Source organism: Kocuria sp. CNJ-770, from assembly GCF_001942375.1.
Taxonomy (GTDB): Bacteria; Actinomycetota; Actinomycetes; order Actinomycetales; family Micrococcaceae; genus Kocuria; species Kocuria oceani.
Map to the genome: position 1 here is coordinate 13,471 of NZ_MKJW01000100.1, position 20,923 is coordinate 34,393.

General features: G+C 76.6%; 19 protein-coding genes and 1 pseudogene. 12 read left to right on the forward strand and 8 right to left on the reverse strand.

The genetic code is table 11. From position 1 onward, the window contains the following. The first annotated feature begins 81 nt into the window (after positions 1 to 81). Positions 82 to 519, forward strand: coding sequence for a GNAT family acetyltransferase (locus tag BJF77_RS10765; protein WP_047803218.1), 438 nt, complete (start codon positions 82 to 84; stop codon positions 517 to 519). A gap of 19 nt (positions 520 to 538) precedes the next feature. Here the strand turns inward: BJF77_RS10765 and BJF77_RS10770 are convergent, their stop codons facing one another. After that, a complete protein-coding gene (locus tag BJF77_RS10770) occupies positions 539 to 1,465 on the reverse strand; it encodes a DUF5996 family protein (protein ID WP_075872166.1) in 927 nt (308 codons plus the stop codon). A gap of 129 nt (positions 1,466 to 1,594) precedes the next feature. Here BJF77_RS10770 and BJF77_RS10775 point away from each other — a divergent pair, with 129 nt between their 5' ends. The 7 genes from BJF77_RS10775 to BJF77_RS10805 all read left to right on the forward strand — a co-directional run bounded on the left by BJF77_RS10775 (position 1,595) and on the right by BJF77_RS10805 (position 9,259). Continuing rightward, a complete protein-coding gene (locus BJF77_RS10775) occupies positions 1,595 to 1,942 on the forward strand; it encodes a UBP-type zinc finger domain-containing protein (RefSeq protein ID WP_047803234.1) in 348 nt (115 codons plus the stop codon). 32 nt (positions 1,943 to 1,974) lie between these two features. Then, on the forward strand, positions 1,975 to 3,561 hold the full coding sequence (locus BJF77_RS10780) for an MFS transporter (protein WP_139318533.1): 1,587 nt from the start codon (positions 1,975 to 1,977) through the stop codon (positions 3,559 to 3,561). A 282-nt stretch (positions 3,562 to 3,843) separates the two neighbouring features. Then, entirely contained in the window at positions 3,844 to 5,331 is a 1,488-nt protein-coding gene (locus BJF77_RS10785) for an alpha/beta hydrolase (RefSeq protein WP_158041240.1), read from the forward strand. Between the two features lie 235 nt (positions 5,332 to 5,566). After that, on the forward strand, positions 5,567 to 5,746 hold the full coding sequence (locus BJF77_RS20565; protein ID WP_075872167.1) for a hypothetical protein: 180 nt from the start codon (positions 5,567 to 5,569) through the stop codon (positions 5,744 to 5,746). Then, a complete protein-coding gene (locus tag BJF77_RS10795; RefSeq protein ID WP_158041243.1) occupies positions 5,743 to 6,648 on the forward strand; it encodes an NmrA family NAD(P)-binding protein in 906 nt (301 codons plus the stop codon). The genes BJF77_RS20565 and BJF77_RS10795 overlap by 4 nt, the downstream gene beginning before the upstream one ends. After that, positions 6,645 to 7,808: a sorbosone dehydrogenase family protein gene (locus tag BJF77_RS10800; protein WP_047803230.1), complete on the forward strand. Its 1,164-nt coding sequence runs from the start codon at positions 6,645 to 6,647 to the stop codon at positions 7,806 to 7,808. The genes BJF77_RS10795 and BJF77_RS10800 overlap by 4 nt, the downstream gene beginning before the upstream one ends. 269 nt (positions 7,809 to 8,077) lie before the next feature. Then, the gene (locus BJF77_RS10805) at positions 8,078 to 9,259 is read left to right on the forward strand and encodes a glycosyl hydrolase family 8 (RefSeq protein WP_075872169.1); all 1,182 of its coding nucleotides are present in this window, start codon (positions 8,078 to 8,080) and stop codon (positions 9,257 to 9,259) included. A gap of 27 nt (positions 9,260 to 9,286) precedes the next feature. Here the strand turns inward: BJF77_RS10805 and BJF77_RS22650 are convergent, their stop codons facing one another. The 6 genes and pseudogenes from BJF77_RS22650 to BJF77_RS10830 all read right to left on the reverse strand — a co-directional run bounded on the left by BJF77_RS22650 (position 9,287) and on the right by BJF77_RS10830 (position 14,542). Next, the gene (locus tag BJF77_RS22650; protein WP_369821398.1) at positions 9,287 to 9,940 is read right to left on the reverse strand and encodes an SIP domain-containing protein; all 654 of its coding nucleotides are present in this window, start codon (positions 9,938 to 9,940) and stop codon (positions 9,287 to 9,289) included. 8 nt (positions 9,941 to 9,948) lie between these two features. After that, positions 9,949 to 10,350 (reverse strand): annotated as a pseudogene (locus BJF77_RS21760) (siderophore-interacting protein); the annotation flags it as partial. Next, positions 10,347 to 11,282: an ABC transporter ATP-binding protein gene (locus BJF77_RS10815; protein WP_047801563.1), complete on the reverse strand. Its 936-nt coding sequence runs from the start codon at positions 11,280 to 11,282 to the stop codon at positions 10,347 to 10,349. The gene BJF77_RS10815 and the pseudogene BJF77_RS21760, both read right to left, overlap by 4 nt. After that, a complete protein-coding gene (locus BJF77_RS10820) occupies positions 11,279 to 12,352 on the reverse strand; it encodes an iron chelate uptake ABC transporter family permease subunit (RefSeq protein WP_082157141.1) in 1,074 nt (357 codons plus the stop codon). The genes BJF77_RS10815 and BJF77_RS10820 overlap by 4 nt, the downstream gene beginning before the upstream one ends. Further along, positions 12,349 to 13,431, reverse strand: coding sequence for an iron ABC transporter permease (locus tag BJF77_RS10825; protein ID WP_075872170.1), 1,083 nt, complete (start codon positions 13,429 to 13,431; stop codon positions 12,349 to 12,351). The genes BJF77_RS10820 and BJF77_RS10825 overlap by 4 nt, the downstream gene beginning before the upstream one ends. A gap of 13 nt (positions 13,432 to 13,444) precedes the next feature. Further along, a complete protein-coding gene (locus tag BJF77_RS10830; RefSeq protein WP_075872171.1) occupies positions 13,445 to 14,542 on the reverse strand; it encodes an iron-siderophore ABC transporter substrate-binding protein in 1,098 nt (365 codons plus the stop codon). Between the two features lie 205 nt (positions 14,543 to 14,747). Between BJF77_RS10830 and BJF77_RS10835 the strand changes: the two genes are divergently transcribed. The 4 genes from BJF77_RS10835 to BJF77_RS10845 are packed head-to-tail and all read left to right on the forward strand — an operon-like array spanning position 14,748 to position 19,904. Next, positions 14,748 to 16,211, forward strand: coding sequence for a pyridoxal-dependent decarboxylase (locus BJF77_RS10835; protein WP_075872172.1), 1,464 nt, complete (start codon positions 14,748 to 14,750; stop codon positions 16,209 to 16,211). Beyond that, positions 16,211 to 17,383, forward strand: coding sequence for a lysine N(6)-hydroxylase/L-ornithine N(5)-oxygenase family protein (locus tag BJF77_RS10840; RefSeq protein WP_369821391.1), 1,173 nt, complete (start codon positions 16,211 to 16,213; stop codon positions 17,381 to 17,383). The genes BJF77_RS10835 and BJF77_RS10840 overlap by 1 nt, the downstream gene beginning before the upstream one ends. Next, entirely contained in the window at positions 17,365 to 17,514 is a 150-nt protein-coding gene (locus tag BJF77_RS22655) for a hypothetical protein (protein ID WP_369821392.1), read from the forward strand. The genes BJF77_RS10840 and BJF77_RS22655 overlap by 19 nt, the downstream gene beginning before the upstream one ends. Further along, on the forward strand, positions 17,511 to 19,904 hold the full coding sequence (locus tag BJF77_RS10845; protein WP_075872173.1) for a GNAT family N-acetyltransferase: 2,394 nt from the start codon (positions 17,511 to 17,513) through the stop codon (positions 19,902 to 19,904). Before BJF77_RS22655 ends, BJF77_RS10845 begins: the two co-directional genes overlap by 4 nt. 50 nt (positions 19,905 to 19,954) lie before the next feature. Here BJF77_RS10845 and BJF77_RS10850 read toward each other — a convergent pair whose 3' ends face one another. Further along, positions 19,955 to 20,215: a hypothetical protein gene (locus tag BJF77_RS10850; protein ID WP_047801569.1), complete on the reverse strand. Its 261-nt coding sequence runs from the start codon at positions 20,213 to 20,215 to the stop codon at positions 19,955 to 19,957. Positions 20,216 to 20,923: the final 708 nt, after the last annotated feature.

Sequence of the window (20,923 nt, forward strand, 5' to 3'; positions counted from 1 at the left end):
GGCCAGACGCGTTATCGCAGGGCGAGAACGCCCGCTCGGCGCGGCGACGCGTGAGAGCATGGGCCGGTCGAAGGAGGCCGCATGATCGTCGACCGACTGCCCGAGCACCTGTGCGAGGACGCCGTGGCCCTGTGGGAGGACGCGGGGCTGACCCGTCCGTGGAACGACCCGCGGGCGGACCTGGCCCGGGCCCTGGCGGGGCCCTCGTCCACGGTGCTGGCCGCCGTCGAGGAGGACGGGCTCGTGGGCACCGCGATGGTGGGCCACGACGGGCACCGGGGCTGGGTGTACTACGTGGCCGTGCGGCCCTCCCACCGGGGGAGAGGCCTGGGCCGGGCGCTGATGGCCGCGTGCGAGCAGTGGGTGGCCGGGCGCGGCATCCCGAAGATGCAGCTGATGGTGCGCACCGGCAACGCGGGCACGCGGGACTTCTACGAGCGGCTCGGCTACGCCGTGCAGGACACCGTGGTGCTCGGGAAGTTCTTCGACCCGCGGCGCCAGGCCCGGCAGAGCGGCTGAGCACCGCCGGCCACGTCCCTCAGACGCGGGGGTCCGTGATCCCGCCCGGGCAGTCGTAGTGGAAGAAGTTCCAGGCGCTGCGGCGCGCCCCGGCCCGGTAGGCGCTGTCCCAGAACTCGAGGACGGCGCCGTGCGGGTCGGCCAGCCCCCGGACGTCGTCGTAGCGCAGGACCGCCAGGTGGCTCCCGGCGCGCTCGGCCCACCGCGCCGTGTCCGGCCGCAGCGGCTCGGCGGCCAGGCCGTCCGGCTCCGGGGCGGTGTAGGAGTAGAAGGCCGGCTCGGGGAAGGCATCGTCGCCGAACCAGAACCCGGAGCTGATGACCTCCCGCGAGTACGCCTCGCCCGTCACCGGGTCCGCGCCGGGCGGGACGTCCACGGCGGTGTCGGCGAAGCGGGTCACCGCGATGTCGAAGGTGTGCCAGAAGTGGTGGACGGGACTGGTCTTGCCGGACCACTCGCCGGCGAACCGCTCGAGCAGCAGGTTCACCTGGCCCAGCACCTGCCAGTACCGGGTCACGGCGGCGGGGTCGTAGGCGGCGTGCTCGGTGTCCTCGGCGAACGGACGCCCGGAGTCGGGCAGGTCGAAGGGGCGGGGGTCGGCGATGGCGACCTCGACCCCGGCGGCCCCGAGGGCGTGCAGCAGGCGGTCGTGGAAGGCTGCCACGGACAGCCCCGGGAGGGCGAAGGAGTGCCTCAGGCCCGTGGCGGTGCTGAGGTCCAGGCGGTGGTCGAGCAGGTCGAGGTCGATCGCGAACACCGGGTCGCGGCCCATCGGGCGGGTGGTCAGGCCCCGCCCGGTGACGTGGAACGGCACGTTCCACCAGTGGTTGCGGCGGGGCGCGGCCGCCAGCCGCACCTTGCCGACCACCTGCAGGAACCGGTGCAGGGTCTCGCGGGTCTCCCGCCAGGGCTCGTAGGGCATCTCGGGGAAAGCGGCGTGGTTCATGGCGTCCTCCTCCGCCCAGTGTGCGGGTGCCCCGCCGGGAATTCCAGGGCTGGTCGAGGACCCGCCGGCGTGGGACAGTGGTGCCGGGCGCCGCGCGGCGCGGCGGCCCGCGACGCGGGGGTGGTCGGCATGGCCGAGGACGACATCGACGTGGGCGCCGGTCCGAGCGGCACCGGGTGCGCCGAGTGCCTGGCGGACGGAGGCTGGTGGGTGCACCTGCGCCGGTGCGCCCGGTGCGGGCACATCGGGTGCTGCGACACCTCCCCGGCCCAGCACGCCACCGCCCACCACCGGCGGACGGGCCACCGGTACGTGCGCAGCTTCGAGCCGGGGGAGTCCTGGTGGTGGGACTACGCCACCGGCACCTTCGTGGAGGGCCCCGAGCTCGCCCCGCCGCAGCACCGGCCGGAGGACCAGCCGGTCCCCGGCCCCGCGGGGGCGGTGCCCGCCGACTGGCGCCGGCACCTCCACCGGTGACGCCCCCCCGGGAAGCACCAGGTCCTGCCGTGATGAACGACTCCTCCGCCCGCGCCGTTACCGGTCCGGCCGGCCGCCCGCCGGCGCCGCTGGCCTGGGGGCAGGCCCGCGCCCGGTGGGTGCTCACCGCGACGGTCCTCGGCTCGGCGCTGTCCTTCCTCGACGCGACGGTCGTGAACATCGCCCTGCCCTCCCTCGGGGCCGACCTCGGGGCGGGAACGGCCGGGCTGACCTGGGTCGTCAACGCCTACGCCCTGACCCTGGCCGCGTTCGTGCTCCTGGGTGGAGCGCTGGGGGACCGGTACGGCCGGCGCCGGATCTTCCTCGTGGGGGTGACGGTCTTCGCCGCGGCGTCCGCGCTGTGCGGCCTGGCCCCGGACATCACGGTCCTCGTGCTCGCCCGGGCCGCGCAGGGCGTGGGCGGGGCGCTGCTGACGCCGGCCGGCCTCGCGATCCTGCAGGCCTCGTTCGCGCCCGAGGACCGGGCCCGGGCGATCGGAGCCTGGTCGGGCCTCACGGGGGTCGCCGCGGCGGTCGGCCCGTTCCTCGGCGGATGGCTGGTGCAGGCCGTGAGCTGGCGCTGGGTGTTCCTGATCAACCTGCCGCTCGCGCTGGCCGTCGTCGTCATCAGCCTGCGCTGCGTGCCCGAGTCCCGGGATCCCGGGGCGGCCGCACGGCCGGACCTGCCCGGCTCCGCGCTGCTCGTGCTGGCCCTCGGCTCGCTGACCTACGGGCTCACCGCGGCGGCCGAGGCGGGCCCCGGCGCCCCCGCTCCCCTCGGCCTGCTCACGGGGGGCCTGGTGCTGCTGGCCGGGTTCCTGCTGTGGGAGCGGCGGTCGCGCGCCCCGGTCCTGCCGCCCGCGGTGCTGCGGGTGCGCCTGTTCGTCGTGGTGAACGCCATCACGCTGCTGGTCTACGCGGCCCTGGGGGCGGTGTTCTTCGCCCTCGTCGTCGCCCTGCAGGTGGGCGCGGGGTTCTCCCCGCTCGCGGCCGGCCTGTCCCTGCTGCCCGTCACCCTGCTCATGCTGGTGTTCTCCGCCCCGGTGGGCGCCCTCATGAGCCGGACCGGCCCCCGTCCCCTGATGACGCTCGGCCCCCTGGTCGCAGGGCTGGGCGTGGCCCTGCTGGGCCGCATCGGGCCCGGGGCCGACTACACGCTCGACGTCCTGGTGCCCACGACCGTGTTCGGGGCCGGACTGACCCTGATCGTCACCCCGCTGACCGCGACCGTCCTGGCAGCACTGCCCGAGGAGCAGGCGGGGCTGGCCAGCGGGGTGAACAACGCCGTCGCCCGCACCGGTGGCCTGCTCGCCGTCGCCGCGCTGCCGCTGCTCGGCGGGCTCGGCGACGGCGGCCTGGCCGAACCCGAGCGGGTCCGTGACGCGTTCGTGCTGATCACCCGGGTCTGCGCCGGGACGCTGGTCGTGGGCGGGCTGCTGTCGGCGCTGCTCGTCCGGACCCCGCCGAGCAGGCCGCCTCCCGCGCGGGGCCCCGGCCGGGCGGCCGGTCCCGCCGCGGGCGGGGGTCGCGCCGACGCACTGCGCCGTGGGCGGGCCGCCCGCCGCGCTGCCTCCCACCGGGACCCGGGTGCGGCGGGGGCGGCGCCGACACATCGTTGACCCCCGCCGTGCGGCGCCTCTACCCTGAAGCCCCTCGTCACTGCACAGTTGGTCGCGAGCGCTCGGACCCGGCGGCGCACCGGGACGTCCGGTCGTCCGGGCGCGCGCGAGATCGGTGGGCACCGGTCGGCCCGCGCCGTCGCGCGATCCCGATCCGCATCCCGGTCGCCCGTCCCGAGGACGTGATGTGCCGTGCACCCTTGCCAGCCCACCGCCATTCCCGCTCCGCCCCGCACCCGTGCGCGGCGGCTCCACCGCGCACGAGCCCGCGCGGGAGCAGCCGTGCTCTCCCTCACCGTCCTCCTCGCCGCCGCCCCGGTCACCGGGGCGGGCGCGGTCCCGCGCACCGCGCCGGTGGTCACCGCGCAGGCCCCGCCCGGGCTCGAGCCGTTCTACGCGCAGGAGATCGTGTGGACCCCGTGCGGGGTGGCCGCCGAGTGCGCCACGGTGAGCGCTCCGCTGGACCACGCCGACCCCGCCGCCGGGGTGATCGACCTCGCCCTCACCCGGGTGCCGAGCACCGGCGCGGCCGCGCCGCAGGGCTCGCTGCTCGTGAACTTCGGCGGCCCGGGCGGCTCCGGCACGGCGGCGATCGAGGGGTGGGCGGCCGGCCTGGACCCGGACGTGCGCGCCGCCTACGACGTCGTGGGCTTCGACCCCCGGGGCGTGGGGTCCTCCACCGCGGTGGACTGCGTGGACGGGCCCACCGTGGACGCTTGGCGCGCCGACCCGGTGGACCCGGACACCCCGGAGGGGCTCGCCGAGCTCACCGCGCGGGCCGAGCTGTTCGCCGCGGCGTGCGCCGCCACCACCGGCCCGCTCCTGGGGGAGGTCGACACCGACAGCGCAGCCCGGGACCTGGACCTGCTGCGCGCCGTCCTGGGGGACGACCGGCTGACCTATCTCGGCTACTCCTACGGCACCGCGCTCGGCGCGGCCTACATCGAACTGTTCCCGGAGCGCACCGGCCGGTTCGTGCTGGACGCCGCGGTCGACCCGGCCCTGGACATCGCCGACCTCAGCGTCCAGCAGGCCGCCGGCTTCGAGCGGTCCCTGCGGGTCTTCGCCGCCTCCTGCCTGCCGCAGGACGGCTGCCCGCTCGAGGGCACCGTGGACGAGGCCGTCGCGGAGATCGACGCCCTGCTGGAGCGGCTCGAGACGCAGCCGCTGCCCACCGCCGACGGCCGGCCGCTCACCGTGGACGACGCGGTCTCCGGGATCATCCTGCCGCTCTACGAGGACCGGGTCTGGGGGCTCCTGGGCCAGGCCCTCGGCCGGGCCCTGGACCACGGGGACGGAACGGCGCTGATGTTCCTGGCGGACTCGGCCTACGGGCGCAGTCCCGACGGGACGTACTCCAACGCGAACGAGGCGAACACGGCCATCGACTGCCTGGACTACCCGGTGGACGACAGCCCCGCGGCCATGGCCGCCCTGGACGCGCGCCTGCAGGAGGCCGCCCCCACGCTCGGGGACTACTTCAGCCACGACGAGGCCTACTGCGGGGCCTGGCCGCACGAGCCGGTCTCCCCGCCGGCGCCGGTCGACGGGGCGGGGGCCGGGCCCGTCCTCGTGGTCGGCGGCACGGGGGACCCGGCCACGCCCTACGCCTGGTCCGAGGCGCTCGCCGAGCAGCTGGCGGGCGGGCACCTGCTCACCCGGGAGGGGGAGGGGCACGGCTCCTACCTGCGGGGCAACCTCTGCGTGGACGAGGTCGTCAACGGCTACCTGCTCCAGGGCGTGCTGCCGGCGCAGGAGCGGACCTGTTGATGCCGGGGAACCCGGGGAGGGGCGATCTCGCGCCGGCGCATGAGCGGGCCGGCGCGAGATCGCCCCCGCACCGGCCCAGCCACCAGGGAAATCAGGAAGATCCGGTGGCTCCGGCCCATCCTACTGAGCCCCCGGTCACGGTTCAGCACTTGATTTTTCCAGCAGAACGTGACTGTCCGCGGGGTACCGCGCGGGCGGCGAGGGGAGGATGCTGGACGGTGGAGAGGAGCACACCATGGGGGACCGGGACGCGCTGCGGCAGCGGGCAGTGGTGGGCGCCGCGGCCCTGTCCGGGCTATGGGTGCGCACGCAGGGCACCCCGTGGCTCCAGCCGCCGATGATCGCCGTGACGGCCGGGGCCGCCGCCGTCACGGCGGCGGCACTCCGCAGCACCGCCGGTCCGAGGCCCGCGTGAGCGCGCCGGTGCTGGTCACGGGCGCCACCGGCAACGTGGGCGGTCCCCTGGTCGAGGCGCTGCGGGCGGCCGGGGCGGCCGTGCGCCCGGCCGCCCGCCGCCCCCGGGACCCGGAGGGCGTCCGGTTCGACTTCTCGGACCCCGGGACGTGGGACGCGGCCTTCGCCGGTGTCCGCACGATGTTCCTGGTGCGCCCGCCGCAGCTCGCCGACGTGCGCCGCGACCTGGTGCCGGCCCTGGTCCGGGCCCGGGAGCGCGGGGTCCGGCACGTCGTGCTGCTGTCCGTGCAGGGCGCCGGTCTCGTGCCCGTCCTCCCGCACGCGGCTGCGGAGCGGTGGCTGCGCCGTTCGGGCCTGGCGTGGACGTTCCTGCGCCCGTCCTACTTCGACCAGAACCTCACGACCGTCTTCGCCGCGGACATCAGGGACCGGAGCCGGATCGTCGTGCCGGCCGGGAATGGGCGGACGGCCTTCGTGGACGCCCGGGACGTCGCCGCCGTCGCCGCGCGGGTCCTGCTCGACCCGCGGGCGCACGCCGGACGGATCTGGACGCCGACGGGCGAGGAGGCCCTCACCTGGGACGAGGCGGCGGCGGTGCTGGGCGAGGTGCTCGGCCGCACGATCGCCTACACCCGTCCGGGGATCCGGGCCTATGTCCGGCACGCCCGTCACCAGCTGGGGATGGACCCCGCCATGGCGGCCACGACCGCAGCCATCCACGCGACCGCGCGCCTGGGGCTCGCCGGGCGGCTCACCGGCGACGTGCGGGCCGTCACCGGCCGGGCGCCGACCTCGCTGCGCGAGTTCGCCCGCCGGGAGAGCCGGGTGTGGGCGCCCGCGCGCTGCCCGGACGCGACCGCCCCCGGCACCCCGCCGGAGCACCGGAACGGGGGACACCCGTGAGCGCCCGCCGGACCGGTCCCGGCGCGGCGTGCGCCGCGCTGCTGCTGACCGGCTGCGCCGCGGGCGGCCTCGGACCCGCCGGCGAGCAGCTGGGCGCCCCGGCCGGCGCCCCGGACCTGGAGGTGCAGACCGTCGTCGACGGGCTGAGCAACCCCTGGGACGTGGCCCTGACCCCCGGGGGCACCGCCCTGGTCACGGAGCGCGGCGGCCGCCTGCTCGCCCACGACGCGCAGGGCACCCGGGAGGTCGCGGCCGACCTGGACGACCTGTTCGTGGGCAGCGAGGCGGGGCTGATGGGGCTGGCGGTGTCCCCGGAGTTCGACCGGACCCGGGAGTTCTTCCTGTGCCACGCGACGCGCACCGAGGACGGCGGGCCGCGCGACGTCCGGGTCACCCGCTGGCGGCTCGACGGCTCCGCCCGGGCGGCCGAGCGCACCGGGACGGTGGTCGACGGGCTGCCCATCAGCACCGGCCGGCACAGCGGCTGCCGGCTGCGCTTCGCCCCGGACGGGACCCTGCGCGTGGGCACCGGGGACGCCGCCCAGGGCGAGAACCCGCAGGACCTCGGCTCGCTCGGGGGCAAGACGCTGCGGCTGCACCCCGACGGCACGGTCCCGGACGACAACCCGTTCGCCGACCGGCCGGGGAGCGCCGCCGCCGTGTACACCCTGGGCCACCGCAACGTGCAGGGCCTCGCGGTGCAGCCGGGCACGGGCGACATGTGGTCCGCGGAGCACGGCCCCGGCCGCGACGACGAGATCAACGAACTGCGCCCCGGCGGCAACTACGGGTGGGACCCGGTGCCCGGCTACGACGAGTCCACCCCGATGACCGACCTCGAGAAGTTCCCGGACGCGGTCGAGGCCGCATGGTCCTCCGGCCGCCCGACCGTGGCCGTCAGCGGCGCCGCGTTCCTGGAGGGCCCGCAGTGGGGGGCGTGGGACGGGGCCCTCGCCGTGGCGGAGCTGAAGAACACCGGCGTGGGGGTCTACCGGGTGGAGGGCGCCGGGATCACGGGCACCACGCGGATGGAGGAGCTGGAGAACGACTACGGCCGCCTGCGCTCGCTGACCCTCGACGAGGAGGGCGCGCTGTGGGTGACCACCTCCAACGGCGGCGACGACGCCGTGCTGCGCGTCACCGCCCGCCCCGCGTCCTGAGCGGCCCCTGCCGGACGCCGCCGCGCGCTGCGACCCGTCCCTTCCTCCGGTGCCGCCCGGCGGCGTGGCGCCCCGCCCTGCCGCGCGACGGCTGCGACGGCGCGCCGGGGCGAGCCCGGGCCCCGGCCCGGCGCCGAACGGTGATAAGCAGGTCCTGACGGTGTCCCCCCGACCGCCCCACCCCTCGCGCGGCGGGCCCGCCGTTCCGACCGACAGGGCGCCCCCGTGCGGCCCTGGCCCGTTCCGTCGTGCCGTGATCGGAGCCCCCCATGCACCGCCGTACCCTGCTCGCGACGGGCGCCGCCCTGGCGGTCGGCCCCGCCGTCGCGGCCCCCATCCCCGCCCTGGGAGCCACCACCGTGCTGAGACCGACGACCTCCCGGCGCCGGACGGACGCCTCCGTCCGGGCCCTGTGGCACAGCTGGACCGCGCTGCTGCGCCACGACGCGGCCCGCGGCTGGTGGGCCGTGCGCGCCGACGCCCAGGGCGGGGCGAACGCCTACGTCGCCGAGGGGCAGGGCTACGGCCTGATGCTCTGCGCCCAGCTCGCCCCCGCCGACCCCCGGGCGCGCACCTACGCCGAAGGGATCACCCGGTACGTCCTGGACCACCCCTCCCGCATCGACCCCGGACTGCACGCCGCCGAGCAGGACCACCGGATGGTCACCCAGCACGGCGGGGACAGCGCCACCGACGGGGACCTGGACATCGCCATGGGCTGGCTGATGGCCCACCGGCGGTGGGGGTCCGCCGGCACCTACGACTACCTCCGGCTGGCCCGGGACCGGATCGCCGCCGTGAAGCGCTCCCTGGTCTCGCCCACCACCGGGCTGCTCGAGCTCGGCGACTGGTCCCACGGGGCCTGGCAGAACGTCTCCCGCCCCAGCGACTGGATGATCGGGCACTTCGGGGCGTTCCACCGCGCCACCGGCGACGCGAGCTGGGGCACCGTCTGGGCCCGGCACCTGGCGGCGATCCGACGGCTGCAGTCGGTGCACGCGCCCCGGACCGGCCTGCTGCCCGACTTCACGGTCGGCCCGCCGGCGAGCATCGCCCCGGCACCGGCCCACACCCTGGAGTCCGCCCACGACGGGCACTGCTACTACAACTCCTGCCGCGTCCCGCTGCGGCTCGGCTCGTCCCGGCATCCCGAGGCGCGCGCCGCCGCGGCCCGCATCTCCCGCTGGGCCAGGACGAAGTGCGGAGGCGACCCCGCCCGCCTGCCCACCGGCTACACCCTGGGCGGGGCCACCCTGCCCGGCGGGGCCTACCAGGACCTGGCCTTCATCGCGCCCCTGGCGGTCGGCGCCCGCTGGGGCGGGGACCAGGCGTGGCTCGACGCCCTGTGGCGTCACCTGGCCGCCCGCACCCAGCTCAACGGCTACTACGCGAGCTCCCTGCAGCTGCTGTCCATGGTGCAGGTCTCCGGCACCTACGCCCTGAGCCCCTGACCGGGCGGGCGGACCCGGACGCCGGGCTCAGGACTCCGCCTGCCCCTGCCGCCAGTAGCCCATGAAGGAGACGTTGTCCTTGGGGATGCCCGCGGCGTCCACGCACAGCCGGCGCAGCGCCTTGACCGTGCCGGACTCCCCGGCGAGGAAGACGTAGGGGACGTCGGGGTGCCCGGGAGCCGCCACCGACCACGCCCGGGGCTCCTCGGGCCGCTCGCCGACCCGCAGCGGCACCGGCGCGTGCTCCCCGCGCTGCGGGCGCCGGCCCGCCAGGACGCGTCCACGGCCCCGCCGGGCAGCCCCAGCAGGCGCGCGAGCCGCGTGGCGGCCCGGTGCCCGTGCCCCGCGGGGGCCCCGCGGCCGGCGCGGGGCAGGACGTGCAGGCGCACGTCGGGCAGCTCGGCGGCCAGCCGGTGGGCCGCCACGTCGTCGTGGTGCGGCACCTCCAGCACCACGTCGAGACGGGGGCGGGAGCCGTCGGCGGCGGCCGCGCCCGGGAACTCCTCGGCGCACTTCTCGGCGAACTCCTCGGCCACGGACATCAGGGCCGGCGCCGCGGTCTCGTCCCCCACGGCCAGCACGCGCCGCGCGACGCCGTGGTCCCAGGCCGCCCACGGCCGCTCCTGGGGGCCGGGGCCCAGCAGGTAGACGCGCTCGCCGGGGGCTGCGGCCGCCGCCCACCGGCTGCCGGGCCCGTCCTGGCCGTGCCCGTCGTGCACCACGACGTCGATCACCAGCTCCGGCACCACGATCCCGCAGAAGGTGGTGCGCCGGACGCCGCGCACGGTGTAGGTGCGCATCCAGCCGCGCTCCTCGGCGGGGCGGGCGAACCAGCCCTCGCGCAGGCCCAGGGAGAGGTCCGCCCGCTCGGGTGCCCGGCCGGGCGGCGGGACGAGCAGCTTGATGTACGCGTCCCGGCACCGGGTCAGGTCCCCGGCCCCGAGCAGGGCGGGGGAGAGGCCGGCGAGCTCCGGGCCCGCCAGGGTGATGCGGCGGAAGGACGGGCACAGCTGCGTCACGGACGTCACGGCGGCCTCGACGCAGAGCACAGGGGCGGCGGGGGCGGTCCCCGGGATGCTGGTGACGGTCACGACAGGTTCCTCACGGTCTCGGCGGCGGGACGGGCGCCCGCCGCGGGGGTCGGGTCCAGGGCCACGGCGGGCGGAGCGGGGTGGGCGCCCTCCCGGGCCCGCCCGCGGGGCAGGACGACGGGGCGCCCGCCCACGGGGTCGGGCACCACGTCGGCGCGCAGCCCGAAGACCTCGGCCAGCAGCTCCGGGGTGAGCACCTCGGCCGGCGGCCCCACGGCCACGATCCGGCCCGCGGCCATCGCCACGAGCCGGTCGGCCACGCGGGCGGCCAGGTTGAGCTCGTGCAGGACGGCCACCACGGTGGCCCGGCCCCGGCGCGGCCCCTCCGGGTGCTCGAGCCCGCGCAGCATGTCCAGCAGGTCCACCTGGTGGGCCAGGTCGAGGTAGGAGGTGGGCTCGTCGAGCAGCATGGTGCGGGCCCGCTGGGCCAGGGTGAGGGCGATCCAGACCCGCTGGCGCTGCCCGCCGGAGAGCTCCTCCACGGGGCGCCCGGCGAGCTCGGTGAGCTCCGTGAGCTCCATGGCCCGCGCCACGGCCGCGTCGTCGTCGGGGGAGGGGGCGCCCCACCAGCGGCGGTGCGGGTGCCGCCCGCGCTCCACGAGCTCGGCGACGGTCAGCCCCTCCGGCACCACCGGGGACTGCGGCAGGAGGCTGACGGAGCGGGCGTACTGGCGGGAGTGCCACTCGCGCACCCCGCGGCCGTCGGCCTCGAGGGTCCCGGCCAGCGGTCTGAGCTGCCGGGACAGGCCCTTGAGCAGCGTCGTCTTGCCGCACCCGTTGGCGCCGATGAGCACGGTGGTGCCGCCGTGCGGGATGTCCAGGTCGACCTCCCGCACCACGGTGCGGTCGTCGTAGCCCAGGGACAGCCTGCGCATCCGGAACGCCGGGACCTCGCCCTCCGGGTCCGCCACGGCGTGCAGATCGGGTGTCATGCGGTACCTCCTCTCCGCTGCCGTACGAGCAGCCACAGCATCACGGGGGCGCCCACGGCCCCGGTGACCACACCGGCCGGCAGCTGCGTGCCCGCCAGCAGGTCGGAGCCGAGCGAGTCGGCGACCACCACGACCACCGCGCCCACCAGGGCGCAGGCCAGGATCGAGGTCCGGCCGCGGGTCAGGGCGGTGGCCACCGGGGTGGACATCAGGGCCACGAAGGCCAGCGGGCCGGTGGCGGCCGTCGCGGCGGCGGCCAGCAGCACGCCCAGGCCCAGGGCGAGGGCCCGGCTGCGGCCCGGGTGCGCGCCCAGTCCCGCGGCGAGCTCGGGGCCGAGCTCGGCGGGCTCGAGGGCCCGGTGCACGGCCACGGCCGCGGGCACCGCCAGCAGCAGGCAGGCGCCGAGCACGGTGATCCGCTCCCACGTGGCGGCGCTCAGGGACCCCGCAGTCCACACCGCGGCGTCCTGGGCGGAGTTCAGGGCCAGCCGCGTCAGCATGGCGGCGGTGACCGCCTGGGCCAGGGCGGCCACGCCGATCCCGGCGAGCAGGAACCGTTCGCCCACGATCCCGCCGCCGCGCAGGCGCACCGAGGCGGTGGCGATCAGGGCGGCGGCGAGCAGCGCCCCGGCCAGCGCCGTCCAGGACACGGCGGTGCCGCGCAGGCCCCACAGCGCCGTGCCCGCCACGGCGCCCGCGGCCGCCCCGTAGGTGATGCCCAGGATGTCGGGGCTGGCCAGCGGATTGCGCAGCACCCGGCGGAACAGCGCCCCGGAGCAGCCGAGGGCGGTCCCCGCCAGGGCGCCCAGCACCGCGCGCGGCAGCTTCTCCTGCAGGACGATGAAGCTCGCCCCGGGGATCTGCTCGCCGGCGAGGATCGCGAAGAAGTCGGGGATCGTCACCGTGTAGCGCCCCAGCAGCACCCGCACGGCCAGGGCCGCCAGCAGGGCGAGGGCGAGCAGGGCCACGGCGCGGCGGGTCCGCCGGGCGCGGGTGCGGCGGACCGCCCGCAGCGCCTCGGCGGCCCCGGTCCCCTCCGGGGCGGCGGGGGCCAGCACGGTGCCGGTCACAGGGTCACGCTCCGTCCCCGGCGCAGCAGCGCCAGCAGCACGGGCACGCCGAGGACCACCGTGGTGATGCCCACGTGGATCTCCTGCGGCGGGGTGAGCACGCGCCCCAGGACGTCGGCCAGCAGCAGCAGCGCCGGCCCGAGCACCGCGCTGAGCAGCACGATCCAGCGGTAGTCGCCGCCCAGGAGGCGGCGCACGGCGTGCGGGACGAGCAGGCCCACGAAGGCGATGGGCCCGGCCAGGGCGGTCGCGGAGCCCGAGAGCAGGACCACGCCCACGAAGACCAGCACGCGCTGCAGGCCCAGGTCCACACCGAGGCCGCGCGCGAGCTCGTCGCCCAGGGCCATGGCGTTGAGCCCGGAGGAGCCGCCCAGCACGAGCAGCACGCCGAGGAGCACGAGGGGGGCCACGGCGGTGAGGTCGGTGCTCTCGGCGCGGGCGACCGAGCCGATGCTCCAGAACCGGAAGCGGTCCAGCACCGCCGGCTGGCTCAGCACCACGGAGGTGGTCAGCGCGGTGAAGCCGGCGCTGACCGCGGCGCCGGAGAGGACCAGGCCCGCCGGGGTGGGGGCGCCGCCGCCCAGCCGGGAGGAGCCGAAGACGAGCACGGCGGCCACGGCGGAGCCCGTGAGTGCGAGCGCGGTCAGCTGCCACGTGGCCGCCACGCCGAGCCAGCCGAGGCCGAGCACCACGGCGCAGGAGGCGCCGGCGGTCAGGCCCAGCAGCCCCGGGTCGCCCAGGGGGTTGCGGCTGACTCCCTGCATCCCGGCGCCGGCCACGGCGAGCGCCGCCCCGACGAGCACGGCGGTGAGGGTCCGCGGGATCCGGCTCTGCACCACGGCGGCGTCGATGCCCAGCCCGGCGGTGAGCTGGGACCCGTCGTCCAGCAGGGCGGCGGGCAGCCCGGCGAGCACCTGGACCACCGTGGCGGGATCCACCGAGCGGGCGCCCCAGAACAGGGACGCCGCCGCGGAGACCGCCAGGAGCAGGAGGGCGGCGAGCAGGGCGAGGCCCCGGCGCCGCTGGGCGGCGCCGGGGATCCGGGGGGCGGCGGGGGAGGCCGTGCTGGTGCTGCTCACCGGGACCGGGGACTCACTGCCCGTCGGCGGAGGCCGCGGCCTCGGCGATGTCCGGCAGCACGTTCTCGAGCGCCCACGGGATGCTCAGCGGGGACGCCGCCGAGACCGAGAGCACCTCCTGCTGGTCGCTCTGGAGCACCAGGGCGCCGTCGGCCACCGCGGGGACGCGGCTGAGCAGGGGGTCGTTCTCGATGGCCTCGCGCACGCCCTCGTCCTCGGCCCAGCTCACGAAGACGTCCGAGGTCAGCTGGTCGGCCCGCTCCGGGGACCAGGTGATGTAGAACTCGTCCTCCTTGCCCGCGGCTGCCTCCTCGACCGCCTCGGACTGGACCATGCCGAGGGACTGGAGGAACTTGGGGCGGTTGTCCACCGCGGTGTAGGCGAAGATCTGGTCGGCCGCGGACGGGTCCAGCGTGCCGTACACGAAGGAGGTGCCCTCCAGCTCCGGGTACTCGGCGGCCGCGTCCGCGATCTGCTGCTCGACGTCCGCCACGACCTCGGCGGCCTGCTCCTCCCGGCCCAGGGCCTGGCCGATGAGCTCCGTGGAGTCCTGCCAGGACGTCCCGTAGGCCACGGCGTCCTCGGGGTAGGCCACGACGGGGGCGATCTCCGAGAGCTTGTCGTAGTCCTCCTGCGTCAGCCCGGAGTAGGCGCCCAGGATGACGTCCGGCTCCAGGGCGGCGATCGCCTCGAAGTTGATGCCGTCCGTCTCGGAGTAGGTCTCCGGGGCCTCGGCGCCGGACTCCTCGAGCGCGGCGTCGAACCAGTCCGTGGACCCGTTCTCGTTGGCGCCGAAGTCCAGGGCGGGCACCCCGACCGGGACCACGCCGAGAGCGGTCGCCACGTCGTGGTTGACCCAGGAGACCGTGGCCACGCGCTCGGGGGCCTCCTCGATCGTGGTCTCGCCGAACTCGTGCTGCACGGTGCGGGGGAACTCGCCGGTGGCGCCGGCCGCGGCGGTCGACCCGCTCCCGGACTCCCCGCCCGCCGTCCCGGTCGAGCACCCGGTGAGCAGCAGGGCCCCGGTGGTCAGCAGGGCGACCGGCGCGAGGGCGCGGCGGGCGGAGGACAGCGGGCGCGGAGCGCGGGGGAGGAGAGGGGCCACGGCCACCCTTTCGACGGACGACGGCGGGGCCGCCGGTGCGAATGCGGTTAGGGAAGGTTTGCCTAACCACCGGACACGGATCACCCTAGGGTGGAGAACTGCGAATACGCAACACGGGCATGATGTAATCGCTGCGCCGATGTGGTTAGGTAAGCCTTGCCTCACTCCGAGGCGAGCCCCCGGCCCCATCGATCCCCCTTGCGAGGAGCCCATGAACGACTTCCTGTTCACCCGTCGCACCCCGGCCCAGTACGCCGGTGCCCTGCACGGCGCCGTCGACGCGGTGGCCGTCCACCTGGCCGGCACGGAGCGCCCCCGCTCCGCCGCCACGCCCGCCGAGCTCGAGGACCTCGTCGCGCGCGTCGACCTCGACCGCCCCCTCGGGGACGTCGCCGCCGCGCTGGAGGAGACGCGCCGGCTCTACCTCGACCACGCGGTGCACTTCCACGACCCCGGCTACATGGCCCACCTCAACTGCCCGGTGGCCATCCCCGCCGTGGCCGCCGAGGCCCTCACCGCGGCCGTGAACACCGCGGTCGAGACGTGGGACCAGTCCACCACCGCGACGCTGGTGGAGCAGCGGCTCGTGGACTGGACCACCGCCCGGATCGGCTTCCCCGCGGCGGGGGAGCCGGACGGGGTGTTCACCACCGGGGGCACCCAGTCCAACCTCCAGGCCCTCTTCACCGCCCGCGAGCAGCGGCTGTCCCGCCCGCACCCGGCCCCGCGGCAGGAGCGCCTCGGGCGGCTGCGGATCGTGGCGGGCGAGCACGCGCACTTCAGCGTGGACCGGGCCGCCCACCTGCTCGGGCTGCCCGCGGACGCGGTCGTCCCCGTGCCCGCCGGCCGGGACGGGGCGCTGGACCCGGCCGCCCTCGAACGGGCCCTGCACGAGGTCGCCGCGTCCGGCGACGAGGTCGCCGCCGTGGTGGCCACCGCCGGGAGCACGGACCTCGGCGTGATCGACCCGCTGCCGGCGGTCGCGGACCTGTGCCGGGCGCACGAGGTGTGGCTGCACGTGGACGCCGCCTACGGCGGGGGCCTGCTCGTCTCGCCCACCCGGCGGCACCTGCTGGAGGGGATCGAGCGGGCCGACTCCGTGACCGTGGACTTCCACAAGTCCTGGTTCCAGCCGGTGGCCGCCTCCGCGCTGCTGCTGGCCCGGGGACGGGACCTGCGCTTCTCGACCTGGAGCGCCGAGTACCTCAACCCCCGCCACGCGGTGCGGCCCAACCTGGTGGACAAGTCCCTGCAGACCACCCGGCGCTTCGACGCGCTCAAGCTGTGGATGACCCTGCGCACCGTCGGGGCCCCGGAGCTCGGCCGGGCCCTGGACCGGGTCCTGGACCTCGCGCAGGAGGCCGGCCGGATCGTGGCGGACGCCCCCGACATGGAGCTCGTGGCCCGGCCGGTGCTCTCCACCGTCCTGTTCCGGCACCGGCCCCCGGGCACCGACGACGACGACGCGGAGCGTCTCGTCGAGCCGGTCCGGGCCGCGCTGTTCGACTCGGGGCGCGCGGTCGTGGCCTCGACCGTCGTCGGCGGCCGCCGCTGCCTGAAGTTCACCTTCCTCAACCCGGTGACCACCGCCGCGGACGTCGAGCGGGTGCTGGACCTGGTCCGCGCCGCCGCGCGGGACGCCGCGCCGCTGCCCGCCGCGGCGGGGGCGCGCTGATGGCCGCCGCGACCGGGCGCGTGCACGACCTGCTCGGCATCGGGATCGGCCCCTTCAACCTGGGCCTGGCCTGCCTCGCCGCGCCCCTGGAGGACCTCGACGCGGTGTTCCTCGACGCCCGCGAGGGCTTCGACTGGCACCCCGGACTGATGCTCGAGGACGCCACCATCCAGGTCCCGTTCCTCGCCGACCTGGTCACGCTGGCCGACCCGACCTCCCCCTGGTCGTTCCTCAACTACCTCAAGCGGACCGGGCGGCTCTACCCCTTCTACATCCGCGAGGACTTCAACCCGCTGCGCGCCGAGTACAGCGCCTACTGCCGGTGGGCGAGCGAGCGGCTGGAGAGCCTGCACTGGGGCCGCGAGGTCGTCGCCGTCGAGCGCGACGCCGCCGCGGACGCCTACACGGTCACCGCCCGCACCCGGACCGGGACGGAGCAGTGGCGGACCCGGCGCCTGGTCCTCGGCGTGGGCACCGTGCCGTGGGTGCCCGCCGGTGTCGAGCCCGGGGCCGGACCCGTCCTGCACACCAGCGACTACCTGCCCCGGCGCGAGGAGCTGCTGGGGCGGGAGAGCGTGACCGTGCTCGGCAGCGGCCAGTCCGCCGCGGAGGTCTACCGGGACCTGCTCGAGCGCGCCGGGGCGGACGGTCCCCGGGTCGACTGGATCACCCGCTCCCCACGGTTCTTCCCCATGGAGTACACCAAGCTCACCCTCGAGATGACCTCCCCCGAGTACGTCGACCACTTCCACGGCCTCGACCGGCACCGGCGGGACCGGCTCAACCGCGAGCACACGACGCTCTACAAGGGCATCAGCGCGGACCTCGTCAACGGAATCCACGAGCTGCTCTACCGCCGCTCGGTGCACGGGCACCCGGCAGGGCTGCTCACCACGAACACCTCCCTGACGGGCGCCCGGTGGGACGCCGCGGCCGGGACGGTGGAGCTGGCGTTGCGCGACGAGGAGCTCGAGCGCTGCTGGCGGTACACCACCGGCGCCTGGTGCTCGCCACCGGCTACCGCCCCGAGGTCCCGGCCTTCCTGGACCCGGTGCGCGAGGAGATCGCCTGGGACGCCGCCGGGCGCTACGACGTCTCCCGCGACTACGCGATCGACCGGGAGCGGAGCCGGATCTGGGTGCAGAACGCCGAGGTGCACACCCACGGCCTGACCGCCCCCGACCTCGGCATGGGCGCCTACCGCAACAGTGTGATCCTCCGGGCCGTGACGGGCCGGGAGGTCTATCCGGTCGAGCCCGCCATCGCCTTCCAGACCTTCGGCATTCCCCAGGAGACCGCATGAGCACCCCGCACCCCGCCCCCGTCGAGCGCTTCGCCACCCCCGGCGGCGTCCTCACCCTCGAGCCGCTGGTGCTGGACGGACCCACCGTGGAGCTCCTCCACGCGTGGCTGACCCACCCCCGGTCCCGCTTCTGGGGCCTGCTCGACGCCGACCCCGCCACCGTCCGGGGCGCCTTCGAGGCCGTCGCGGCCCACCCCCGCTGCGAGGCCCGGCTGGCCCGCCTCGACGAGGTCCCGCTGGGCGTCGTGGAGACCTACGACCCCGCCGAGGTGCTCCTCGCCGGCCGCTACGCCCACCGCGCCGGCGACGTGGGGATGCACCTGCTCCTCGCCCCGGCCCGGACCCCGGTGCCCGGCACGAGCGCCGCCCTGATGGCCGCCACGCTGCGCGGGCTGTTCGAGCGGCCCGGGACCCGGCGCGTCGTCGTCGAGCCCGACGTCCGCAACGAGGCCGTGCACCGGCTCAACGCCCGGGCGGGCTTCGAGGTCCACGGGCCCCTGCCGCTGCCGGAGAAGACGGCGCTGCTCAGCACCTGCACCCGGGAGCAGTTCGAGGCCTCGGAGCTGGCGGGGTCCGCCCGCCCGGTCCCGGCCGCCGCCGGCCCCGCCGGCCCCGCCGAGGCCGGCGGGGCCGGCCACCTGGGCCTGCACCCGATGCGCGTCGCCCACCGCCACCTGTGCTGCAAGGCCCTGGCCGAGTTCGCCCACGAGCGGCTGGTGCACCCCGAGCCGGTCGGCGAGGACGCCTTCGAGGTCCGGGCCGGGGCCGCCCGCTACCGGTTCCGGGCGCGGCGCACCCCGCTGGAGCACTGGGTGCTCGACGAGGGCTCGCTGCGCCGCACGGTGGCCGGCGCCGCCGCCGAGCCCGACGCCCAGGCCCTGGTCACCGAGCTCGCCCCGCAGCTGGGCATCCCCGCGCACCTGCTGGCCACCTACCTCGAGGAGATCGCGAGCACCCTCGCCTCCGCGGCCTACAAGCTGGTGCACCGCACCCGCCCGGCACCGGCGCTGGCGGACGCCGGCTTCCAGGAGGTCGAGGCCGCCATGACCGAGGGGCACCCCGGCTTCGTGGCCAACAACGGGCGGATCGGTCTGGGCGTCACCGAGCACGACCGGTACGCCCCCGAGGCGGCCCGGCCCGTGCACCTCGTGTGGGTGGCCACGCGCCGCCCGCTCAGCCGCCTCGACACCGGGCGCGGCCTCGACGAGGACGCCCTGTACGCCGCGGAGCTGGACCCCGGGACCCGCGCACGCTTCCGGGCCCGGCTGACCGGGCTGGGCCTGGACCCACGGGACTACCGCTTCCTGCCGGTGCACCCCCACCAGTGGGAGCACCGCGTCACCGTGACCTTCGCCCCCGACCTCGCCCGCCGGGACCTCGTGCTGCTGGGGGAGGGCGGGGACGCGCACCGCGCCCAGCAGTCCGTGCGCACCTTCTTCAACTCGACCCGCCCCGAGCGGCACTACGTGAAGACGGCCCTGGCCGTGCAGAACATGGGCTTCCTGCGCGGGCTCTCCCCCCGGTACATGCGCGACACCCCCGCGATCAACGACTGGGTGGCCGACCTCGTGGCCGCCGACCCGGTGCTGGCCCGCACCGGGTTCTCGGTCCTGCGCGAGGTCGCGGCGATCGGCTACACCGGGGACGCCTACCACCGCGCGGCCGCCTCGGGCCACGGGGAGGAGGGCCCGCACACCAAGATGCTCGCGGCGCTGTGGCGGGAGAGCCCCGTGGCGCGCACCGGACCGGGGGAGCGGCTGGCGACCCTCGCCTCCCTGCTGCACGTGGACGCCCTGGGCACCCCGCTCGTCTCCGTGCACGTGCGGGCCTCCGGGCTGAGCGCCGAGGAGTGGGTCCGGCGGCTGCTGGACGCCTACCTCGCCCCGGTCGCCCGGTGCCTGCTCGCCCACGACCTCGTGTTCATGCCCCACGGCGAGAACGTGGTCCTCGTGCTGCACGAGCACGTCCCGCGGCGGGCGATCATGAAGGACATCGGCGAGGAGGTCGCCGTCGTCACCGACCGTCCCCTGCCGGAGGGCCTCGACCGGATCCGGCACGTCGTGGACCCCGCGACCGCGGCCCTGTCCGTGCACACCGACGTGTTCGACGGCGTGCTGCGCCACCTGGCGGGCCTGCTCGAGGCCGACGGGCTGCTGGCGGCCGGCGCGTTCTGGGACCTGGCGGCGCGGTGCCTGCACGAGGTGGCCGAGGCCGATCCGGCCGGTGCGGCGCGGGTGCCGCTCTTCGCGCCCCGCTTCGAGCACTCCTGCCTCAACCGGCTGCAGCTGCTCAACACCCTGCAGATGGTCGACCTCACGGACCAGGCCGCGTCCCTGCAGTACGCCGGGACGCTGGAGAACCCGGTGGCGGCCCGGGTGCCCGTCCGCTGACCCGGCCGTTCCGTCCGCCCCGTCCCTGCGGGGCGGACGGAACGAGGGGCTCAGGCCGCGTCGCGGGCGTCGAGCTCGTGCACGACCTCCTGGAGCCGGTCGGTGGTGCAGGGGTGGGGGCCCTCCGGTCCGGTCAGGTACTCCCGGTCGAGCTGGCGGCAGATCCTGGAGTGCAGCACCTGCAGCTCGCCCATGCTCAGGGCGGCCAGGGCGGCCGGGAAGGTCTCGTCCGGCCCCAGGCAGGAGCAGGGCCGGCCCTGCGGGGACGGGGCGGGGCTGTGGCTGTGCTGGGTCACGGTGGGTGCGCTCATGGTGATGTCCTTCGCGGGAAGTGCGGTGCAGATGTGTGGAGCAGGGGCCGCACCCGAGGGGACGCGGTAATGGTCACGGTGGTGGTCACGGTGCGGGTCGCAGTGCGGGGAAAGCGGCGGTGCCCGGTCCGGCGGCCCGTTCATCGGGGAAGGACGGGCCATGCGGAGGGGCACCGGGCGGGGCGCGCGGGACGAGGGCGCAGGGACGGCGGTCCGGGATCTCCTGGTGTGCAGCCGTCACGGGGAAAGGCCGTGTGCTCGACCTGCTCCCACCGTAGGCGAGACCTCCGGTATTGACCATCCCGGCGCCGGCCGCCCGTGGGTGCCCGACGGCGACTCGGGGCGGATGCGGTCCGCGGGTCCCCATGCCCCGGCCGCAGGCGCCGCCGGTCCGTGCGCGTCCCGGCCGGAGCGTGTATGCTTCATCGGTTGTCGCATTTCGCGTTCTCGCCGGTCCGGCTGTCCGCCCCTCCGGGCGCAGCAGGTCTTCCGGACGACGTCCACGGCACGCAGCGCAGCGCCCGAGTGCCCCGGACACGGGGGACGCGCCGTGGTCCCGGACGACGGGCCGCACCCGACGAGCGGCAGGGCGCAGCGGTCCGGCGCCGCCGAGGGCGTCGGCCGCAGCACCCCGTGGACCGCTCGACGGGCGGGGTCGGGCCCGTCCCGGCGACCGGCTCCGACGGTGCCGCTCACTCGAGCGGCACC

Bases quoted from the DNA above. Each gene is read 5' to 3' on its own strand.
- BJF77_RS10805 (WP_075872169.1), top strand. From the start codon at position 8,078: ATGCACCGCCGTACCCTGCTCGCGACGGGCGCCGCCCTGGCGGTCGGC.
- BJF77_RS10780 (WP_139318533.1), top strand. From the start codon at position 1,975: ATGAACGACTCCTCCGCCCGCGCCGTTACCGGTCCGGCCGGCCGCCCG.
- BJF77_RS10840 (WP_369821391.1), top strand. From the start codon at position 16,211: ATGGCCGCCGCGACCGGGCGCGTGCACGACCTGCTCGGCATCGGGATC.
- BJF77_RS10835 (WP_075872172.1), top strand. From the start codon at position 14,748: ATGAACGACTTCCTGTTCACCCGTCGCACCCCGGCCCAGTACGCCGGT.
- BJF77_RS10765 (WP_047803218.1), top strand. From the start codon at position 82: ATGATCGTCGACCGACTGCCCGAGCACCTGTGCGAGGACGCCGTGGCC.
- BJF77_RS10850 (WP_047801569.1), bottom strand. From the start codon at position 20,215: ATGAGCGCACCCACCGTGACCCAGCACAGCCACAGCCCCGCCCCGTCC.
- BJF77_RS10770 (WP_075872166.1), bottom strand. From the start codon at position 1,465: ATGAACCACGCCGCTTTCCCCGAGATGCCCTACGAGCCCTGGCGGGAG.
- BJF77_RS10815 (WP_047801563.1), bottom strand. From the start codon at position 11,282: ATGACACCCGATCTGCACGCCGTGGCGGACCCGGAGGGCGAGGTCCCG.
- BJF77_RS20565 (WP_075872167.1), top strand. From the start codon at position 5,567: ATGGGGGACCGGGACGCGCTGCGGCAGCGGGCAGTGGTGGGCGCCGCG.
- BJF77_RS10845 (WP_075872173.1), top strand. From the start codon at position 17,511: ATGAGCACCCCGCACCCCGCCCCCGTCGAGCGCTTCGCCACCCCCGGC.
- BJF77_RS10775 (WP_047803234.1), top strand. From the start codon at position 1,595: ATGGCCGAGGACGACATCGACGTGGGCGCCGGTCCGAGCGGCACCGGG.